This is a genomic window from Streptomyces sp. NPDC047049 (assembly GCF_040643995.1).
Lineage (GTDB): Bacteria > Actinomycetota > Actinomycetes > Streptomycetales > Streptomycetaceae > Streptomyces > Streptomyces mooreae.
In genome coordinates this window covers 72,687-91,173 of sequence record NZ_JBEYVM010000003.1, presented here as the reverse complement: position 1 = coordinate 91,173, position 18,487 = coordinate 72,687, and the positions used below count along the sequence as shown (strand labels likewise).

17 protein-coding genes are annotated in these 18,487 nt (G+C 71.5%); 7 read left to right on the top strand and 10 right to left on the bottom strand.

All coding sequences use genetic code 11. From position 1 onward, the window contains the following. Positions 1 to 165 precede the first annotated feature (165 nt). A complete protein-coding gene (locus ABZ851_RS08305) occupies positions 166 to 435 on the top strand; it encodes a hypothetical protein (RefSeq protein ID WP_361123982.1) in 270 nt (89 codons plus the stop codon). After that, on the top strand, positions 428 to 1,039 hold the full coding sequence (locus ABZ851_RS08300; protein WP_361123980.1) for a DUF6879 family protein: 612 nt from the start codon (positions 428 to 430) through the stop codon (positions 1,037 to 1,039). Before ABZ851_RS08305 ends, ABZ851_RS08300 begins: the two co-directional genes overlap by 8 nt. Positions 1,040 to 1,296: 257 nt before the next feature. Here the strand turns inward: ABZ851_RS08300 and ABZ851_RS08295 are convergent, their stop codons facing one another. The 5 genes from ABZ851_RS08295 to ABZ851_RS08275 all read right to left on the bottom strand — a co-directional run bounded on the left by ABZ851_RS08295 (position 1,297) and on the right by ABZ851_RS08275 (position 6,377). After that, on the bottom strand, positions 1,297 to 2,466 hold the full coding sequence (locus tag ABZ851_RS08295) for a DUF2690 domain-containing protein (RefSeq protein WP_361123978.1): 1,170 nt from the start codon (positions 2,464 to 2,466) through the stop codon (positions 1,297 to 1,299). Positions 2,467 to 2,706: 240 nt separating this feature from the next. Next, positions 2,707 to 3,654 carry a helix-turn-helix domain-containing protein gene (locus ABZ851_RS08290; protein ID WP_361123976.1) on the bottom strand — a complete coding sequence of 316 codons (948 nt, stop codon included), beginning with the start codon at positions 3,652 to 3,654 and terminating at the stop codon, positions 2,707 to 2,709. Then, entirely contained in the window at positions 3,651 to 4,535 is an 885-nt protein-coding gene (locus ABZ851_RS08285; protein ID WP_361123974.1) for a peptidoglycan-binding protein, read from the bottom strand. The genes ABZ851_RS08290 and ABZ851_RS08285 overlap by 4 nt, the downstream gene beginning before the upstream one ends. Positions 4,536 to 5,028: 493 nt before the next feature. After that, entirely contained in the window at positions 5,029 to 5,457 is a 429-nt protein-coding gene (locus tag ABZ851_RS08280) for a DUF3017 domain-containing protein (protein WP_336051273.1), read from the bottom strand. Between the two features lie 65 nt (positions 5,458 to 5,522). After that, a complete protein-coding gene (locus ABZ851_RS08275; protein ID WP_336051274.1) occupies positions 5,523 to 6,377 on the bottom strand; it encodes a bifunctional methylenetetrahydrofolate dehydrogenase/methenyltetrahydrofolate cyclohydrolase in 855 nt (284 codons plus the stop codon). A 242-nt stretch (positions 6,378 to 6,619) separates the two neighbouring features. Between ABZ851_RS08275 and ABZ851_RS08270 the strand changes: the two genes are divergently transcribed. Both ABZ851_RS08270 and ABZ851_RS08265 read left to right on the top strand, forming a co-directional pair. Continuing rightward, complete coding sequence (locus ABZ851_RS08270) at positions 6,620 to 7,375, top strand: RDD family protein (RefSeq protein ID WP_361123970.1); 756 nt, start codon at positions 6,620 to 6,622, stop codon at positions 7,373 to 7,375. Positions 7,376 to 7,487: 112 nt separating this feature from the next. Beyond that, the gene (locus ABZ851_RS08265; protein WP_361123968.1) at positions 7,488 to 8,063 is read left to right on the top strand and encodes a hypothetical protein; all 576 of its coding nucleotides are present in this window, start codon (positions 7,488 to 7,490) and stop codon (positions 8,061 to 8,063) included. 110 nt (positions 8,064 to 8,173) lie between these two features. Here the strand turns inward: ABZ851_RS08265 and purH are convergent, their stop codons facing one another. Then, positions 8,174 to 9,739: a bifunctional phosphoribosylaminoimidazolecarboxamide formyltransferase/IMP cyclohydrolase gene (gene purH / locus ABZ851_RS08260; RefSeq protein WP_361123966.1), complete on the bottom strand. Its 1,566-nt coding sequence runs from the start codon at positions 9,737 to 9,739 to the stop codon at positions 8,174 to 8,176. Continuing rightward, a complete protein-coding gene (gene purN / locus ABZ851_RS08255) occupies positions 9,736 to 10,392 on the bottom strand; it encodes a phosphoribosylglycinamide formyltransferase (RefSeq protein ID WP_361123964.1) in 657 nt (218 codons plus the stop codon). The genes purH and purN overlap by 4 nt, the downstream gene beginning before the upstream one ends. Before the next feature lie 257 nt (positions 10,393 to 10,649). Between purN and ABZ851_RS08250 the strand changes: the two genes are divergently transcribed. Then, the gene (locus ABZ851_RS08250; protein ID WP_361123962.1) at positions 10,650 to 11,570 is read left to right on the top strand and encodes a hypothetical protein; all 921 of its coding nucleotides are present in this window, start codon (positions 10,650 to 10,652) and stop codon (positions 11,568 to 11,570) included. A gap of 37 nt (positions 11,571 to 11,607) precedes the next feature. Here the strand turns inward: ABZ851_RS08250 and ABZ851_RS08245 are convergent, their stop codons facing one another. Continuing rightward, positions 11,608 to 13,254 (bottom strand): DUF6350 family protein, encoded by a 1,647-nt coding sequence (locus tag ABZ851_RS08245; protein WP_361123960.1) that lies wholly within the window; start codon positions 13,252 to 13,254, stop codon positions 11,608 to 11,610. Positions 13,255 to 13,392: 138 nt separating this feature from the next. Between ABZ851_RS08245 and ABZ851_RS08240 the strand changes: the two genes are divergently transcribed. Further along, positions 13,393 to 14,265, top strand: a complete 873-nt coding sequence (locus ABZ851_RS08240) for a sigma factor-like helix-turn-helix DNA-binding protein (protein ID WP_361123958.1) — start codon at positions 13,393 to 13,395, stop codon at positions 14,263 to 14,265. Between the two features lie 212 nt (positions 14,266 to 14,477). On the opposite strand, the gene sucD is transcribed toward ABZ851_RS08240, so the two are convergent. Further along, positions 14,478 to 15,362 carry a succinate--CoA ligase subunit alpha gene (sucD, locus tag ABZ851_RS08235; RefSeq protein ID WP_336051286.1) on the bottom strand — a complete coding sequence of 295 codons (885 nt, stop codon included), beginning with the start codon at positions 15,360 to 15,362 and terminating at the stop codon, positions 14,478 to 14,480. Positions 15,363 to 15,382: 20 nt separating this feature from the next. Continuing rightward, positions 15,383 to 16,558 carry an ADP-forming succinate--CoA ligase subunit beta gene (sucC, locus tag ABZ851_RS08230; protein ID WP_088799507.1) on the bottom strand — a complete coding sequence of 392 codons (1,176 nt, stop codon included), beginning with the start codon at positions 16,556 to 16,558 and terminating at the stop codon, positions 15,383 to 15,385. Positions 16,559 to 17,334: 776 nt separating this feature from the next. Here sucC and ABZ851_RS08225 point away from each other — a divergent pair. Then, entirely contained in the window at positions 17,335 to 18,210 is an 876-nt protein-coding gene (locus ABZ851_RS08225; RefSeq protein WP_361123955.1) for a peptidoglycan-binding protein, read from the top strand. The last annotated feature ends 277 nt before the right edge of the window (positions 18,211 to 18,487 follow it).

The window sequence follows — 18,487 nt, the reverse complement described above, 5'->3', positions numbered from 1 at the left end:
CGTTGCACTATCAAACTGAACAGACAAGCGACCCTCGATGTAATTTTCCCCTGGCATATGCCATCGTCCATTTTTCCTGCGTAGCACCAGCGTTTGCTCTGGCTGCATCGAGCTTCAGGCGCTAGGCTCGAAAAGCTCTGGAACGCCCGAAGGAGAGGAGTGGTTGTGGCCAGGCCTTGGGAAGCTGACCCTACAACGCGATTCAAGAGGCGGCTGGGAAAATCCCCACAGGAGTTAGGGCATACCACAGACAACCCCGACTGCCCCGATATCTGGGAGCTGGAAAATGGGGATGTCGCCATCATCGGCAGAGATCTGACAGGCTCGCTCGGGAAAAATCTTCCCGCAGGTGTATCGGTAGGCAACGACGAACGACTCGTGGTCATCCCGAGGAGCATGATGGTCGCGGCGAAGCCGGATATCCCAAGTGTTTGAGTCGTTCCATCGAACTACCTCAGAGCATTTGGATCGACCAAGCTACCACAAGGACTTTCGTCGCCATCATGAGAGCGGCATCCGCTTCTTGAAAAAGCTTGAGCGTGGGCAGAATTTCAAGGAGCGAGGGTTTCCCAGCTGGGAAGCCTTTGCTGCCGGCGAGTGGAATAGAGCGCTCTCCTTGATTGAGGAGAAGCGTGAAGTCTACGCTGCTCAGTTCCAGAAGGCTACTGAACTCGGGGTTGTGGAGCGTCGGCTTCGCGTAGTGCAGTTCCCGGTTACACCGTACGTACAGTGGGAATTGTTCGTACTTCGCCTACGGGTGGAACTGGGCGATAACATCAGAGTGATGGATGCCCGCAACATCTCAGATATCGAAGTCGATCACCTTGTGCCAGAAGTCGTGATCCTTGGCGACGAGGTCATGTATGAGGTGATTTACGACGACGACGGGAATGCAGCGGGAGCCAACCGCATCACAGATCAGGTGGCGATTGAAGAAACCTCCGCCGACTTCGATGCGCTTTACGGCCAAGGGGAAGATTTTACAGAGTTCTTCAACCGGGAAATCGCGCCACTCGATCCTCCGATGGTCGTTCATTGAGTGATGCCTCCGAGGCGGAGATCCGCTTACGCGAGGACGCTCGCCCAGTTGGGGAAGCCGAACGCTTCCCGCCGCATGAGCGCCGCCGCTTGCTACGTAGCGGCGGTCACGCACCGCACCGCGTCGGCAGGCCAACGGCGACGGAGGAGACGGGCCGGGCGCCCCGCAGAGTGTGCGGGGCGCCCGGCCCGGTTTTGGTGGCCACTTGGTGTCGTCCCCGGCGGACTTGGCGAGCCGGAACGTGCGCGGCAGGTTGCTCACCTGCTCGGCGATTCCGTGGCGGAGCCGGCGGGCGTGGCCGGAACTGGACGGGCACAGTTCTTGGCACCCGACATGGTCGTCTGGCAGGCGGCGACCTTCGCCGGGTCCCCGGACACCGCGACCATCGGGGTGTAGGCGTCGCCGCCCCGCTCGGCCTGCGCCGTGGCGCTGTGGCCGCCGGCGCTGATGGTGGCCTGGTCGCCCTGCGCCGCCCGGCTGATCCGTGCCCAGGCGGTGTGGCAGACCGCGCTGTAGCGGACCTCGATCACCGAACGCCCGGCCAGCCCGCGGGACGGGGTGACCGCGTGCGTCCCGCCGCACCCCATTTTCTCCGGGTCCTTGCCCACGCAGCCCTCGCCGGTGCAGTGCACCCCGGCCGGAAGGTCCGGCTTTGCGCTCGGCGCGGTGGCGGGGGCGGCCGCCGGCTTCGTGACCGGTCCGGCGGCCGGTTTCAGCAGCAGTACGGCGGCGCCGGCCAGCAGCAGCGCGCCGACCGCGCCGGCGACGAAGACGGCCGTCCGGCCGCGGCGGGGCCGTTGGTTCGCGGGCGCGGCGGGTGCGGCGGGAGAGGCGGCCGGCGCCGGGGAGTGGCCCGATGCCGCTGCCGCCGCCATCTGCTCGGCGGGGAAGTCGGCGCTCGACGGGAGGTCCAGGCGCGGCTGTTGCGGCCACTGCACCGTCAGCGGCTCCGTGAGCGGGCCCGCGGCCTGCGGCGGCTTCGCGCCCTTGGCCTTCGCCGCCTTGACTTCTGCCGCCTTGGCTCCCTTTGCCGCCTTGGCTCCCTTTGCGGACTTCGTCGTCGGCGCGGTCTGTGCCGGCTCCGTGTCGAACTCCCCCAGGGCAGCGCGCGCCTGGGCCACGCTGATCGCTTCCATGGTGACGTCCTGCCGCATCTCGGCCCGGCTCCAGGCCCGTTCGGCCAGCTCCCACAGCGTGGTGAGATGCGCCGGCTGCGCGCCGGTCACCTCGGCGAGCGCGACCACCGCGCGCAGCGGCGGCAGCAACCGCCCGTTGAGGTACCGCTCCCAGGACGTCTTGCTGTAGCCCGTACGGTCCGCGACGGCGGCCACACTCAGCCCGTTGCGGTCCACGAGCCTGCGCAGCTGACCGGTGAACTCCCCTACCTGCGGATCGAGTTCTTCCGGAAGCGCCTTCCAGCGAGGCATTGCCTCCCCCTATCCCCCCGCTTACGTGCGACAGCGGCTCCCCCGGTCCGCCCTTCTTGCTCCCCGCACGGACGCCCCCGGTCAGGACGGCAGTTCGCGTGCGCAGGCGCACGGGAGCATCCGGGCACAGGTCACCCACCCGCACACCCCGTGGCCCCCGCAGTGTCGCATTTCGACCGGACTCTGTACGAGTTCCGTACGTTTACTGACAAGAACAGCCCGCGTCACCCCCTCAAGGGCCTACGGTGCGAAGCACTCCCGTGCCCCGCCGCCCGCCGGGTAGAGACAGAGGCGGATGCCCTCGGGTCCGCGGGCCACCGCCATCGGCGTGACGAGATACCCCTCGGCGTCGAACCGGTCCACCACCCGTACCGACCGCGGCCGCGCCCCCGGCACCGACACCTCCAGACGGTCCCCGACCCGGCCGTTGCGGAGCCGGCCCCAGGCCGCGCCGCAGGCCTTGCCGTAACGGATCTGCACATGCTCCCCGCGGGCGGCGGTGCGCTCCACCGGCGTCACCACCAGGTCAGGGAGTTCGCAGTACATCGACTCGGGATCCTTGCCGTCGCAGGCCCTCGCCCGGCAGCCGGTCACCTCGGAGGGCTCGGGCGCGGCCGCCCCTCGCCCCGGGCCGGTGCTCACCACACCCACCTCTCCCACCCCGAAGGCCAGCACCGCCACCCCGACCGCCGCCAGGCCGACACAGGCGCCGGCGACAACGGCCATGACGCGCTGCGGCAGCCGTGGGGGCGGCGCACCGGCCGCGGCGTGTCCCGGGCCTGGTTCCGGGGCCGGGTCCGGAACCGGGACCGGGGCCGGGACCGGGACCGGCGCCAGGTCCGGTGACTCGCCGCGGTCCGGCGCCGCGCCCGTGCGCGGCATCGCGCCCCTGCCCGGCAGCGCGCCGCCGTCCGGCCGGCCGCGTCCGCTCCAGGCCGCATCCGCCAGCTCCCACAGTGCCAGGAGCCCTCCGGACGGCTCCCCCGCCAGCTGGCACAGCGCCTCGACCGCACCCCGCGGCGGCAGCTTCTTCGCGTTGAGATAGCGCTCCCAGGACGACTTGCTGTAGGGCGTCCGCTCGGCGAGACCGGCCAGGGTGAGGCCCGTACGGTCCCTCAACTCCCGCATGCGCACTGCCAGTCGAGAGTTTTCGACGCCTCCCGCCGGTGCGGCGCCGGGCCCGCTCACCGGCGCAGCACCTTCCAGGTGTCGGGGCCCACGATCCCGTCCGTGGGCAGACCGGCCCTGGCCTGCAGACGCTTGACGGCACGCAGGGTCTTCCCGCCGACGATGCCGTCCACCACGCCCGGGTCGTAGCCCTGGCGGTGCAGCAGACACTGCGCCTCGACGACGTCCCAGCCCGTCGCGCCACGGCCCAGGATCGCCGTGCCGGTGCGGCTGTGCCCGGCGTACAGGGCGCCTGCCCGGCGCTGTACGGAGCAGGGGAAGGCCTCCCCCGGCCGGCGGGTGAAGGCCGGTGCGGCGCCGGTCCCGCTGACGGCCGGCACGGCGTCCACGCCACTACTGCCTATCCCGGAGGCGTCCTCCCAGAGACGGGCGACCAGCAGCGCCGCACCGGCCATGACGAGCACGGCCAGGGCCCCCAGCACCAGCGGCCTGAGCGGCACTTGGCGACCGGCCGGGGCCGCGGCGGGTACGCCCCGTACGGCGGGTGCGGCAGGTACGGCAGGTACGGCGGTGGCAGCGGGCCCAGCGGCTACGGCCGCCTCGTCCCGCTCCGCCCCTGCCCCTGCTCCTGCCCCTGCCTCTGCCTCTGTCTCCGCCCCCGCCTGCGGCCGTTCCGCGTGCCAGGCCTGGGCGGCGACCTCGTGCAGCGCCAGCAGCCGGGTCGTATCGGCCGCACAGATGCGCGCCAGCGCCTCCACCGCCTCGCGCGGCGGCAGCTTCTTGCCGTTGAGATAGCGCTCCCAGGACGACTTGCTGTACGAGGTCCTGGCGGCGAGCGCGGCCAGGCTGAGGCCGCTGTGGTCCTTCAGTCTCCGTAACTGGACGATCAGATACCGCACCCGGTGGTCCAGCGATTCGGGCAGCCCTTTCCAACGCGACATGTTCCACCCCATACGCGTTCGTTCTCCCCCGAGGCCATGAGCCCCCTGTGCCGCCGATGATGGCGCGGACAGGGCTCCCCTTCCCGCTTTTTACTCTTTCCACGCGGGTGTCCGAACCGTCCCGCCGCCGCCTTCACCGTCCCACCGCGGCGTCCACCCCGACGACGTCCCCGCAGGTCACAGCCGGGACATCCCACGGCGTCCCACGGCGTCCGCGGACGGCGGCCACCGTGCGCCGGACACCGGCGGGCGGAAGCACAACCGGTGGCACTCCCCCGGGCCGCGCGACCCGTCCCACGACGCCTCCACCGCTCTCCGCGCGCCGCCCCGCCCCCTGCACGACCTCCTAGGACCACGAACGACCTCACACGGCCCCGTACGACCCCGCCGCGCCCCGCACCCGCACAGCACAACGGCGGCCCGTCCCCTCCCGGAGGAGAAGACGGGCCGCCGTCATCGCGTCGTACCAGCCGGTCCGGCTGGGGAGGGACCCCTACCGCACCGTGAAGTGAACGATGTCGTCCAGGAACGGGATGTGGATCCACGGCTTGGGCTGCACCATCAGCGCCAGCATCACGATCACGAAGCCGAGCCCCCCGTAGGTGGCCATATCGGTGAAGCGGGAGCGCACGGCCAGCATCCCCACCGACGGCAGCGCCCACCGCAGCACCGCGCCGCCCAGCAGGGCGAGCCCGATCACGATCGACCCGATGCGGAACGCGTCGAGCGCGACGAGCAGCAGCCCGAGCGCGACCCCGCCCATGACGCTGAGCAGCGGCCACTGCCGGGCGGGCGCGGGGAAGCCGCCCGAGGCGGCCCGCCCGCCGCCTTCCGGCCGGGCGGTGTCGCGGGTCAGCGTCGGAAAGCGGCGCGAGGAGCGCTGTGGCTCACTGGCCCCGTCCGCATGCGCTTCGGCACCCATGGCTGGCAGTCCCTTCGGGGTCCGGATCCGTCTGTCTCAGGGACAGGGTCTCAGATCGCGTGTGGTCAGCCCGCCGCGCGCTCGGCGGCCTCGACGACGTTGACCAGCAGCTGGGCGCGGGTCATCGGGCCGACGCCGCCGGGGTTGGGGGCGACCCAGCCGGCCACCTCGGCGACGCCCGGGTGCACATCGCCGACGATCTTGCCGGCCTCGTCACGGCTGACGCCGACGTCCAGGACCGCCGCGCCGGGCTTGACGTCCTCGGGCTTGATGATGTGCGGCACACCGGCCGCGGCGACGATGATGTCGGCCTGCTTGAGGTGCGCGGACAGATCGCGGGTGCCGGTGTGGCACTGGGTCACCGTGGCGTTCTCGGACTTGCGGGTGAGGACCAGCGGCATCGGGCGGCCGATGGTGATACCGCGGCCGACGACCACCACATGGGCGCCCTTGATCTCGACGTCGTGGCGCCGCAGCAGCTGGACGATGCCGTACGGGGTGCACGGCAGCGGCCCGTCGATGCCGAGGACCAGGCGGCCCAGGCTCATCGGGTGCAGTCCGTCGGCGTCCTTGGCCGGATCCATCAGTTCCAGGACACGGTTCGCGTCGATGCCCTTGGGGAGCGGGAGTTGGACGATGTAGCCGGTGCAGGCCGGGTCCTCGTTCAGCTCGCGGACGACCGCCTCGATCTCCTCCTGGGTGGCGGTCTCCGGCAGTTCCCGCTGGATCGAGGCGATGCCGACCTGGGCGCAGTCACGGTGCTTGCCGTTGACGTACCAGCGGCTTCCCGGGTCGTCGCCCACCAGCAGGGTGCCCAGACCGGGCTGCACGCCCTTGGCCTTCAGCGCTTCGACGCGGGTGGTGAGCTCGGACTTGATAGCGGCTGCGGTGGCCTTGCCATCCAGGATCTGGGCAGTCATACCCCCCATCTTCGCGGATGAGGGCGGCGGCGTTCCAATCAGGGCACGCGGGGCGTCCGTGGCCGGAATTGATCATTGCACTTGCACAACAGCCACGGGCCTTGACTGGACAGAGTGAATGCGCAACTAGAAGGATTGACACACAGTGCCGCAGGCTTTGTCGGGGGGTGGCCAGTGAAACCTGTTTTTCCTCCGAGTCACGCCGCGTCGTGCCGCAGTCACCCAACGGAGGAAAACAGCAGATGAGTTTCGGCGACCCGAACAACCCCTACGGCCAGCAGCAGCCGCCGCAGGGCCCGTACGGGCAGCAGCCGCAGGCGCCGCAGGGCCCGTACGGCCAGCAGCCCCCGGCCCCGCCGCAGGGCCAGCCCGGTTACGGGTACCCCCAGCAGGCCCCGCAGCAGCAGCCGTACGGCTACCCCCAACAGCAGGTCCCGCAGCAGCAGTCGTACGGCTACCCGCAGCAGGCGGCGGCCCCCTACGGCCAGCCGGGGATGCCGGGCATGGGCATGCCGACGGGGTACGCGAGCTGGGGTGCGCGGCTGTGCGCCATGCTCATCGACGGCCTGATCGTGGGCCTGGTGCCCGGCATCCTGTACGCGATCGGGTTCGGCATGATCACCTCCGCCACGAGCGAGATCAACAGCTGCGCCTACGACGACTACAACTGCCGGTCGGAAGCGGCCTCGGCCGGCCCGCCGGCCATCGCCTTCATCCTGATCGTGATCGCCGCCCTGGCGTTCATGGCGGGCGGCATCTTCATGCTCATCCAGGAAGGCAACAAGGGCCAGACCATAGGCAAGAAGGCCATGAGCATCCGGGTGGTCCGCGAGGACACCGGTCAGCCGCTCGGCTTCGGCATGGCTTTCGTCCGCCGTCTGGCGCACTTCCTCGACAGCATCGCGTGCTACGTCGGCTGGCTGTGGCCGCTGTGGGACGACAAGGCCCAGACCTTCGCCGACAAGGCCGTGGGCTCGGTGGTCGTCAAGACCCAGTAAGCGGTTGGGGGTGCCACCCCGGCCCGAGGTGCACCACTCCGTGAAGGCCCCCTCGCCCCTGCGCGACCGGGGCCTTCACGGCTCCGTTCACGTCGCATGAAGGACACCGCCAGTGAGTTATCCCCCACAGAACCCCTATGGTCCGCCGCCGGGTCAACAGCCCCAGTACGGCTACCCGCAGCAGCAGCCACAGCAGCCACAGCAGCCGTCCCCGTACGGCCCGTACCCGGGTGGCGGCGGGGTGTCCGGTATGCAGCCGCAGTACCCCGTGGCGATGCCCGGCGGGGTCAAGGCCGCCCGGGTGATCCTGTTCGTGCTCGCCGGTGTGAACCTCATCGGCCTGATCATCGCCGTGGCGGGGCTGGGCAGCGTCAGCAAGGCCTCGCACGATGTCTCGGCGTACTCCGCCGCTGAGGACGTCACCGCGCTCAACGTGAGCAAGGGCCTGCTGATCGCGGTGATCGTGCTCATCGTGATCTTCACCGTGCTCGCGATCACTCTGGCCCTGCAGTTCGCCAACGGGGGCAACGGGGTCCGGGTCGGCAGCATCGTCTTCGGTGTCGGCACCCTCATATTGAGCCTGTGCACCTTCCCCATCGGCCTGGTCCACACCATCCTGGGCATCATGGTGATCGCCTTCACCTCCAAGGACGAGAGCAAGTACTGGTTCAACAGGCCGCGTTACTGACGTCGTCGGCTACGCCTTCGGTGACCGCGCGGAGGCAACGCGGAAGGGCCGCACCCCGGCTGGGGTGCGGCCCTTCGTGCTGTTGCCGGCGGCTCCGGCCAGGCTCAGGCTCAGTGGAAGAAGTGCCGGGTCCCGGTGAAGTACATCGTCACGCCGGCCTTCGCGGCGGCCTCGACGACGAGTTCGTCGCGGACCGAACCGCCGGGCTGGGCCACGGCCTTGACGCCGGCCTCGGCCAGCACCTCGAAGCCGTCCGGGAACGGGAAGAAGGCGTCGGAGGCGGCGTAGGAGCCACGCGCCCGGTCCTCGCCCGCCCGCTGCACCGCGAGCTTCGCGGAGTCCACGCGGTTGACCTGGCCCATGCCGACACCGACCGTGGCGCCGTCCTTGGCGAGCAGGATGGCGTTGGACTTCACGGCACGGCAGGCGCGCCAGGCGAAGGCCAGCTCGGCCAGCTCGTCGGCGGACAGCGCGGTCCCGCTGGCCAGCGTCCAGCTCGCCGGGTCGTCGCCCTCGGCCTGCAGCCGGTCGGTCTCCTGGAGCAGGGCGCCGCCGTCAACGGGCTTGACCTCGACGGGGTTCGACGGCGCGTCGGGGCAGCGCAGCACCCGGATGTTCTTCTTGCGGGCCAGGATCTCGACCGCGCCGTCCTCGTAGCCGGGGGCCACGATGACCTCGGTGAAGATCTCGGCGACCTGCTCGGCCATCGCCACGGAGACCGGGCGGTTGACGGCGATGACGCCGCCGAAGGCGGAGAGCGGGTCACAGGCGTGCGCGTTGCGGTGCGCCTCGGCGACGTCCGCGGCGACCGCGATACCGCACGGGTTGGCGTGCTTGATGATCGCCACACACGGCTCGGCGTGGTCGTACGCGGCCCGGCGCGCGGCGTCGGTGTCCGTGTAGTTGTTGTACGACATCTCCTTGCCGTGCAGCTGCTCGGCCTCCGCGAGCCCGCCGCTGCCGTCCACGTACAGCGCGGCGCCCTGGTGCGGATTCTCGCCGTAGCGCAGGACGTTCTTGCGGGCGTAGGTGGCGCCCAGGAACTCGGGGAAGGCGGAGTCGTCGGCCGGGGCGTAGCCATCGGCGAACCAGGAGGCGACGGCCACATCGTAGGCCGCGGTGTGCTGGAAGGCCTCGGCCGCCAGCCGCTTGCGCTGAGCGAGTTCGAAGCCGCCGCCGGTGACGGCCTCCAGGACATCGCCGTAGCGGGCGGGGTTGACGACGACGGCCACCGAGGGGTGGTTCTTGGCGGCGGCGCGGACCATCGAGGGGCCGCCGATGTCGATCTGCTCCACGCACTCGTCGGGGGTGGCGCCGGAGGCGACGGTCTCCCGGAACGGGTAGAGGTTCACGATCACCAGGTCGAACGGCTCGACACCGAGGTCGGCCAGCTGCCGGCGGTGGTCCTCCAGCCGCAGGTCGGCCAGGATGCCGGCGTGCACCTTGGGGTGCAGGGTCTTGACCCGGCCGTCCAGGCACTCGGGGAAGCCCGTCAGCTCCTCGACCTTGGTGACCGGCACCCCGGCCGCGGCGATCTTTCCGGCGGTGGAGCCGGTCGAGACGAGCTGGACGCCCGCCGCGTGCAGCCCCTGCGCCAGCTCCTCCAGCCCGGACTTGTCGTAGACGCTGACCAGTGCGCGGCGGATGGGGCGCCGAGTGCCTTCGGTGGCGGTCACGAGATACGTACCTTTCGTCCCTCAATGCGGTAGCCGTGCCGGGCCAGACGCCCCACGACCTCGACGAGCAGCGATCGCTCGACTTCCTTGATGCGCTCATGCAGCGCGGATTCGTCGTCCTCGTCCCGGACCTCGACCACGCCCTGGGCGATGATCGGGCCGGTGTCGACACCGTCGTCGACGAAGTGGACGGTGCATCCGGTGACCTTCGCGCCGTACGCGAGCGCGTCGCGCACGCCATGGGCACCGGGAAAGCTCGGCAGCAGCGCCGGGTGGGTGTTGACGGTGCGGCCGCCGAAGCGGGCGAGGAACTCCTTGCCCAGGATCTTCATGAAACCGGCCGAGACCACCAGATCCGGCTCGTACGCGGCGGTCGCCTCGGTGAGCGCCGCGTCCCAGTCCGGGCGGCTGTCGTAGTCCTTGACCCGGCAGACGAAGGTGGGGAGCCCGGCGGCCGCGGCACGCTCCAGGCCCGCGATGGCGCCCCGGTCCGCGCCGACGGCCACGATCTCGGCGCCGTACTCCTCCGGGCCCAGGTCGGCGATGCCGTCCAGCAGTGCCTGCAGGTTCGTGCCGGAACCGGAGACGAGGACGACGATGCGGGCCGGGCGGCCGGGCTCGGCGGGCTGGGCGGGGGGTGGGGAGGAAGCCACGGCGGGGCTCTTTTCCGATCTCGCGTGCTTTGTGTGGTCGTACAAGACTGCGGATACCGCAGATCCGGGGAACCCTACGAAGGCGCCGACCGTCAGCAACGATACCGGCACACCGCGCGGCCCCCACGGGACGGGGGCGGGCACGGGAGGTAGCGTCAGGCCTAAGACTGCGTGCAGTTCGTGGTAACCGGGCGCCCCTCGTGACGATGTCGGCGTACGGACGAGGCAAGACGAGACAAGGGGAAGACGCACTCCAGATGACGGACCGACGCCGCCGCGCGGCCCTCCTGCTCCCTCCCCCAGCTACCGCTGGGTGGCATCCCCAGCCCACCACCTCCCCCGGGATGGTGCTGCTGCCGCGTGAGCGCAAGCCGTCGTCCTCGTCCCCGGAGCCCGCCGCCCCGCATTCCCCGGACTCCGACCAGGACAACAACCCCTTCGCCCCGCCGCCGGCCGACGCGCCCGACCAGGAGTGGCGCCCGCGCCACCCCGCCCCGCACGGCAACGGCAACGGCAACGGTGACGCCCACGGCAACGGCGACGAGGACCGGCCGTCGCAGGACGAGCCGGCGCCGGGCTGGGGCAACCAGTGGAGCCCCCGGCAGCCGGGGCGGCAGAGCGGCGGTTTCGGCACCCGCCCCGGGAACCGCAACGGCCAGCAGGGCAACGGCCCCGGTGGCCCCGGCAACCCCGGCGGGTTGCGCTGGGACCCCACCGACCCGGCCCAGCGCCGGGCGCGCTTCGCACTGCTCGGCGGGCTGTGGTCGTTCTTCTGCGTGCTGTTCGGCCTGCCGGAGGTGGCCCTGCTGCTGGGCGCGCTGGCGCTGTACTGGGGCATCAGCTCGCTGCGTGCCAAGCCGAACCCGGCCAAGGCCGACGCCGCGGCCACCACCGCCGCCATGGAGGGCCGCCCCGCCCCCGCCGCGCAGCCCGCCCCGGGCACCCAGCCCGGTGCCCCGGCCTCGCCGGGCAGCACCAGGCCGCAGGTCACCGCGGCGATCGCGGGCCTGGTCACCGCCTCACTGGCGCTGGTGATGGTGGCCGCGACCTTCACCGTGCAGATCGTCTACCGCGACTACTTCACCTGTGTGAACGACGCCCTGACCCAGTCGGCCGGCAAGTCCTGCGAGCAGTTGCTGCCGCGGGAGCTGCGGCCGCTGCTGAGCGCGCGGCAGTAGGCAGCAGTCGGCGGTAGTCGGCAGCGGGGGCGGCCGGTCAGCCGTTCGGGGTGGCAGGGGTGGCGGCCGGTTTCGTGATGGCCGGTTCGGTGGCCGGCCGCTCCGTGGCGGCCGGCTCCGCGGCCGCCGGCTCCCTCGCGGTCGGTTCCGTGGCCGCCGCCGGGTCCGTGGCCGTGCGGCCTGCGGTGCGGGCGCCGTTGTGCTTGCCGTCGGCCGCGGCGGGGCCGGGGACGGCACCCGCGCCCTCGGCCGTCGCCCCGCCGGGGCCGGTCGCGGTGCCGGTACTCCCCGTCTTGGCGCCGGGGCAGGTGTCCCCGTCGTGACCCCGCCGGCCCGCCCGCTGCCGCCAGGCCCGTAGCACGATCGCGCCCGGGACGCCGGTCAGGGCGCTCCAGCCCACCGCCGCGAGACCCGTACGCCACCAGCTCGGGCCGAAGACGGCGAGCGCTCCGGTGCCCAGTGCGCCGCCGGAAAGACCCGCGAGCACCGCGGTGACGGCGCCGCACAGACCGGCCCCCAGGGCTGCCGCGCACGCGGTCGTCCACCACGACCAGGGGTGCCCCACCGCGCCGGGCGCCGTTGCGGAACGGGTCACCGAGCGGGCGACCGAGCGCGCCAGCAGCGCCCCCGCGAGCAGCGGCACCACGGCCACCGCCCAGGTCAGCGGGTACCCCGGGCCGGCGTCCGGCAGCCCGCCGAGCAGCGGCAGCCGGGGCAGCGCCGGAGGTGGCGAGGTGCCCAGCGGGCCGACCGCGCTGCCCGCGCCGACCGTGAACCCCGGCCCCAGGGCGTAGGCGGCGCCCCAGACGGCCGCGTTCGGGAGCAGGACGAGGCACAGCAGCAGCACCGTGGCGTGGCTCGCCCAGTCGGGCGCCAGCCGGAGCAAGTCGGCCTGCACCCGGCCCGCGTGCAGGCCGAGGGAGAGCAGGGTGAGCAGGGCGCCGGACACCAGCAGGGCACCGAGGGCGGCACCGGCGGCGCGCGCCGCGACCGCGAACCGGGGGCCGGAGAGCAGGCTTCGCAGACCGCCGGGCACCGCGGCCCCGGCCCGCAGCGCCCAGGCGGGCAGCAGATCGGCGCCGGGATGCCGGAGCAGGAACCAGCCCGTACCGGCGAGCGTGGCGAGCGCGGTGGCCGGTACGGACACCAGCACGCTCAGCGGCTCGGCGCTCAGCTGCCCGGCGGAGGCGTAGACCAGCACCGCGGCCGCGATCAGCAGATATCCGGTGAGCAGCGCACCGAGCAGGGTGCGCGGCAGCACCGCCAGGGTGGCGTCCGCGGCGCTGCCGGGGCCCGGGCCGGGAACCACGCCGGGGCCGTTGCGAGCGTCGGCCGCGGTCGCCAGGGTGTGGCGGGCGGCCCGGTGGAGCAGCCAGACCGGGAGGACGGCGAGCAGCAGCGGGGTCACGGCGACCGGGGCGGCGAGGTGGCCCGTGGTGCGTTCGAGGGCGCCGCCGTGCGCCATCAGCCACAGGTCGGCGGCGAGGTGCAGGGCCCTCGACGGGCCGCTGTCGGGTGCGGGGGAGGCGACCCAGAGCAGCAGCACGGCGACCGCCAGCGCGCCGAGGCCGAGGCCGGCGGCCGTCACGCCGCCGAGGAAGGCCGCGCCGATCGCGGACGAGCGCTGCGCGGCGGCTCGGCCGTGCGAGGACAGGGTGGGGCCACGCTCGGTCAACTGGCTCACGCGGCCATGCTGCCAACAAGAGGCGTTTCCTCCCCGCACTGGCGAAATGTCCGACGTGTCGCATCGCCTCCGCCGATGCCGGTTTTCCACACTGCTCTGTATGACCCAGCGCGAGACGACCCGATGCCCCGGTGCGAGATGTCCCGGCACGAGAGTGCCCGGCGCGAGATGACCGGGAGCGAGCAGGCCGCCGCGGCCTTCGACGACCTTCACACCCGCCATGCCGCAGCGCTGATGCGGCAGACCTATCTGCTGACCGGGCGGCCGTGGCTCGCGCGGCGGGCCGTGCAGCAGGGGTTCCGGCGTGCCTGGCAGCACTGGCCGCAGGTAGCGGTGGACCCGGATCCGGCGGGGTGGGTGCGGGCGGCCGCGTACGAGTACGCGCTGACGCCGTGGCACCGGCTGTGTCCCGGGCTGCGGACCGCCCGGAAGCCGAAGCGGTTCCACGAGACCGGCGAGCCCGCGGACCGTGCGCTGCTGGCGGCGCTGCTACGGCTGCCCGCCCCCTACCGGCAGGCTCTGCTGCTGCACGACGGGGTGGGGCTGGGGCTCTACGAGACCGCGGCGGAGATCGAGGCGAGTACCCCGGCCGCGGCCGGGCGGCTGACGCATGCGCGGGAACGGCTCGCCGAGCGGCTGCCGGAGCTGGGGCTCGACGGGCACCCGCCGGTGCGGCAGGGCGAGATCCTGCGGGCCCGGCTCACCGCGCTGACGGCCGCGCAGCAGGTGACGCCGACCGCCGCGGAGCGCGTACGGAGCGACGCCGAACGCAGCGACCTGCGGACCACCCGGGCGGCGGTCGGGCTGGCCGGAGGGGTCGCGCTGGTGGCGGTGGTGATGATGCTCGTGACGCCCGACCACCACACGCCGCCGCCGGACAGGCCCCTGGCGACCGCGCCACACGCCGTCGTCCCACGCACCGGGCACCGCGGCGCGGAGGTCAGGAAGCAGGGCAATGCCGCGGTACGGAAGAGGCTGCGGGGGGCCCGTCTGGCGCCGGAAGTCCGCTGAGGGCTGTCCCGACGACACACCGCCGGACCCCGCCCCGGACTCCGCCCCGGACTCCGCCCCGGTCTCCGCCCCGGACGCCGAGCGCCCCCGCGGCGGAAGTTTCTTCCACCGCGGGGGCGAGGCGCCACGAGGGCGAGGTCCGGCGGTAGCGCCGGCGGCCGTCAAGGACGACGTACGTCTACGTCCCTTCCGGCAACGACGCCGGGAGGCAGTCAGCCGCCCAGGATCTCGCGGGCCAGGCGCGCGGTCTCCGACGGGGTCTTGCCGACCTTGACGCCGGCGGCCTCCAGGGCCTCCTTCTTCGCCTGGGCGGTGCCGGAGGAGCCGGAGACGATGGCGCCGGCGTGGCCCATGGTCTTGCCCTCGGGCGCGGTGAAGCCCGCGACGTAGCCGACGACCGGCTTGGAGACGTTGGCCTTGATGAAGTCGGCCGCGCGCTCCTCGGCGTCGCCGCCGATCTCGCCGATCATCACGATCAGGTCGGTGTCGGGGTCCGCCTCGAACGCCTGGAGGGCGTCGATGTGCGTGGTGCCGATGACCGGGTCGCCACCGATGCCGACGGCCGAGGAGAAGCCGATGTCACGGAGCTCGTACATCATCTGGTAGGTCAGCGTGCCGGACTTCGACACCAGACCGATGCGACCGGGCTTGGTGATGTCGCCCGGGATGATGCCGGCATTGGACTGGCCGGGGGTGATCAGGCCGGGGCAGTTCGGGCCGATGATCCGGGTCTTGTTGCCCTTGGCCTTCGCGTACGCCCAGAAGGCGGCGGAGTCGTGCACCGCGATGCCCTCGGTGATCACGACGGCCAGCGGGATCTCGGCGTCGATCGCCTCGATGACGGCGGCCTTGGCGAAGGCCGGCGGCACGAAGAGCACGGACACGTCGGCGCCGGTCTTCTCCATCGCCTCGGCGACCGAGCCGAAGACGGGCACGTCGGTGCCGTCGAAGTCGACGCTGGTGCCGGCCTTGCGCGGGTTCACACCGCCGACGATGTTGGTGCCGTCACCGAGCATCAGCTTGGTGTGCTTCATGCCAGTGGCACCGGTCATGCCCTGGACGATGACCTTGCTTTCCTTGGTCAGGAAGATAGCCATGGTTGTTGTGTCCTCGTCCTTTACTTAGCAGCCAGCTCGGCGGCCTTGTCGGCCGCGCCGTCCATGGTGTCCACACGCTGCACCAGCGGGTGGTTGGCCTTCGACAGGATCTCGCGACCGAGCTCCGCGTTGTTGCCGTCGAGACGCACGACCAGGGGCTTGTTGACGTCCTCGCCCTTGGACTTGAGCAGCTCCAGGGCCTGGACGATGCCGTTGGCGACCTCGTCACAGGCGGTGATGCCACCGAAGACGTTGACGAAGACGGACTTGACGTCCGGGTCGCCGAGGATGATCTCCAGGCCGTTCGCCATGACCTCGGCGGAGGCGCCGCCACCGATGTCGAGGAAGTTGGCGGGCTTGACGTTGTCGTGCTTCTCGCCGGCGTAGGCGACGACGTCCAGGGTGCTCATGACGAGACCCGCGCCGTTGCCGATGATGCCGACCTGGCCGTCGAGCTTGACGTAGTTCAGACCCTTGGCCTTGGCCGCAGCCTCGAGCGGGTTGGCTGCGTCCTTGTCCTCCAGGGCCTCGTGCTCCGGCTGGCGGAACTCGGCGTTCTCGTCCAGGGACACCTTGCCGTCGAGGGCGATGACCTCGCCGCTCGCGACCTTGGCCAGCGGGTTGACCTCGACGAGGAGCGCGTCCTCGGCGACGAAGGTCTTCCACAGGGTCACCATGACGTCGGCGACCTTCTCGGCGACCTCGGCCGGGAACTTCGCCTGGGCGACGATCTCGCGGGCCTTCTCGATCGTGACGCCCTCGTTGGCGTCGACCGGGACCTTCGCGAGCTCGTCGGGCCGGGTCGCCGCGACCTCTTCGATGTCCATGCCGCCGGCGACGGAGGCCATGGCCAGGAAGGTGCGGTTGGTGCGGTCGAGGAGGTACGAGACGTAGTACTCCTCGGCGATCTCCGGAGCGGTCTCGGCGATCATCACCTTGTGGACCGTGTGGCCCTTGATGTCCATGCCCAGGATCTGACCGGCCTTCTCGACCGCGTCGTCCTCACTGGTGGCCAGCTTCACGCCGCCGGCCTTGCCGCGGCCACCGACCTTCACCTGCGCCTTGACGACCGACTTGCCGCCCAGCCGCTGGGTTGCCTCGCGCGCCGCCTCAGGCGTGTCGATGACTTCACCGGCCAGCACCGGTACACCGTGCTTGGCGAAGAGGTCCCTCGCCTGGTACTCGAACAGGTCCACGCGCGTCCGTCCCTTGTCTTCTCAGAATCGCCGTAGTGATCGCGGTTCGTTCGTCTGCGATGGGCGTGCCGCGAAGGGCAACGTGACGGCGCTGTCACTGAGGGAGGCGTACACGGTGACCGGATACGCGGCATGTCCGTCCCGCAGGTTATCGCCGCAGGACGTGCGGCCCTAAATCGCAGATCACACTCCAGCGGTGATTACCATCACAGATCTTTTGGCCAAGTTACGCCTTCTCGGGATTTCTGCATGTCGTCGGCCGGTTTGTCGTGAGCTGGATTGCGGTGGGGTGGTTTGGCGGGGGTGAGGGGGAGGGCCTGTTCGGCGGGATCCGGTGATCTTGAAGTTCGGGGCAGTCGGCTCCGCCTTACGGCCGGCCCGTTGTCACTCGGCGGGCGCGCTCACGTCGCGCGTCGCCGACGGCCTCCTCCCGGTACGCCTCCGTGCGCCCCGCGTCCGGCGATTCCGGTTCCGGTGGCGCGGGAATCCGTGGGGGGAAGACGGCCTTCGCTGACGGGTCCGGAGACGGTCCGGAAAGGCCTCTTGACCCTTCAACTTCCCGCTACGGACACTGTCTTGAGCGCTTACGGATACCACGGATACCTACGCATCAGGAGTCACACACTTCAGGCTTGGTCCCGCTCCTTCTTTCTCGATTTCTCGGCGCCTTCCCATTCGGTGCCGGAAGCGACGTACGGCGCGGCGGGTCCGGTGCCGAGCAGGGCACAGACCACCGCGGCGGCCGAAGCCGCGGGCGACGCAGGAGGTACGGACCGATGGCCACTCCCCTGACCGCGAGCAAGCTGATCGCGGCGCTGCGCGACGAGGGCCTGGTGGTCCACGAGGTCCGCGACTGGCGTGAGCACAACCGGAACGCCAAGGGCCCCTGGGGCCCGGTGAACGGCGTGATGATCCATCACACCGCCACCCAGGGCACCGACAGCACCGTGGACCTGTGTTACGACGGGCGCTCCGAACTGCCGGGGCCGCTGTGTCACGGCGTGATCGACAAGCAGGGCGCGGTCCATCTCGTCGGCAACGGCCGCGCCAACCACGCCGGGCTCGGCGACGGCGACGTCCTGCGTGCGGTGATCCGCGAGGACGCACAGCTGCCGCCGGACGACGAGGCGGACACCGATGGCAACGCCCACTTCTACGGCTTCGAATGCATCAACCTCGGCGATGGCAAGGACCCTTGGCCCGAGGCGCAGCAGGTCGCCATGGAGAAGGCCGCGGCGGCGGTCTGCCGGGCGCACGGCTGGAGCGAACGCTCGGTGATCGGGCACCTGGAATGGCAGCCGGGGAAGGTCGACCCGCGGGGTGTCGCGATGAACGACCTGCGGGGCCGGATCAAGAAGCGGCTGGCGAAGCCGGCGGAGGGCGCACCGGAGCCGCAGCAGCCGGCGTACGAACCGTTCCCCGGCCGCGACTTCTTCCGGTCCGGGACCCACAGCCCGGTGATCACGGCGATGGGGAAGCGGCTGGTGGCCGAGGACTGCGGCCACTACGACATCGGCCCCGGTCCGGAGTGGACCGAGGCGGACCGGCAGTCGTACGCGGCCTGGCAGCGCAAGCTCGGCTTCCACGGCAAGGATGCGGACGGGGTGCCGGGGCAGGTCAGCTGGGAGCGGTTGCGGGTGCCGCGCGCCTAGCACGGCGGGTGGTCGGTAGGCCGTAGCCCATAGCCGGTAGCCCGTAGCCCGTAGCCCGTAGCTCAGCAGGAAGGCCAACGCGTCGCTCTGGCCGGCTTGTTGGCGCACCGTGGGACGGAAGAAGCGGTGTGAGACGGCGGCGTTGTGTGCGGTGGTGCGTGGTGCGGTGGTCGGTGGTGCGGTGGTCGGTGGTGCGGTGAAAAACACCAAGGCCGGGCGGCCCTCCCCCACAGAGGTCCGCCCGGCTGTTCATGGGTGTTCCGGATTCGGCCGCCGC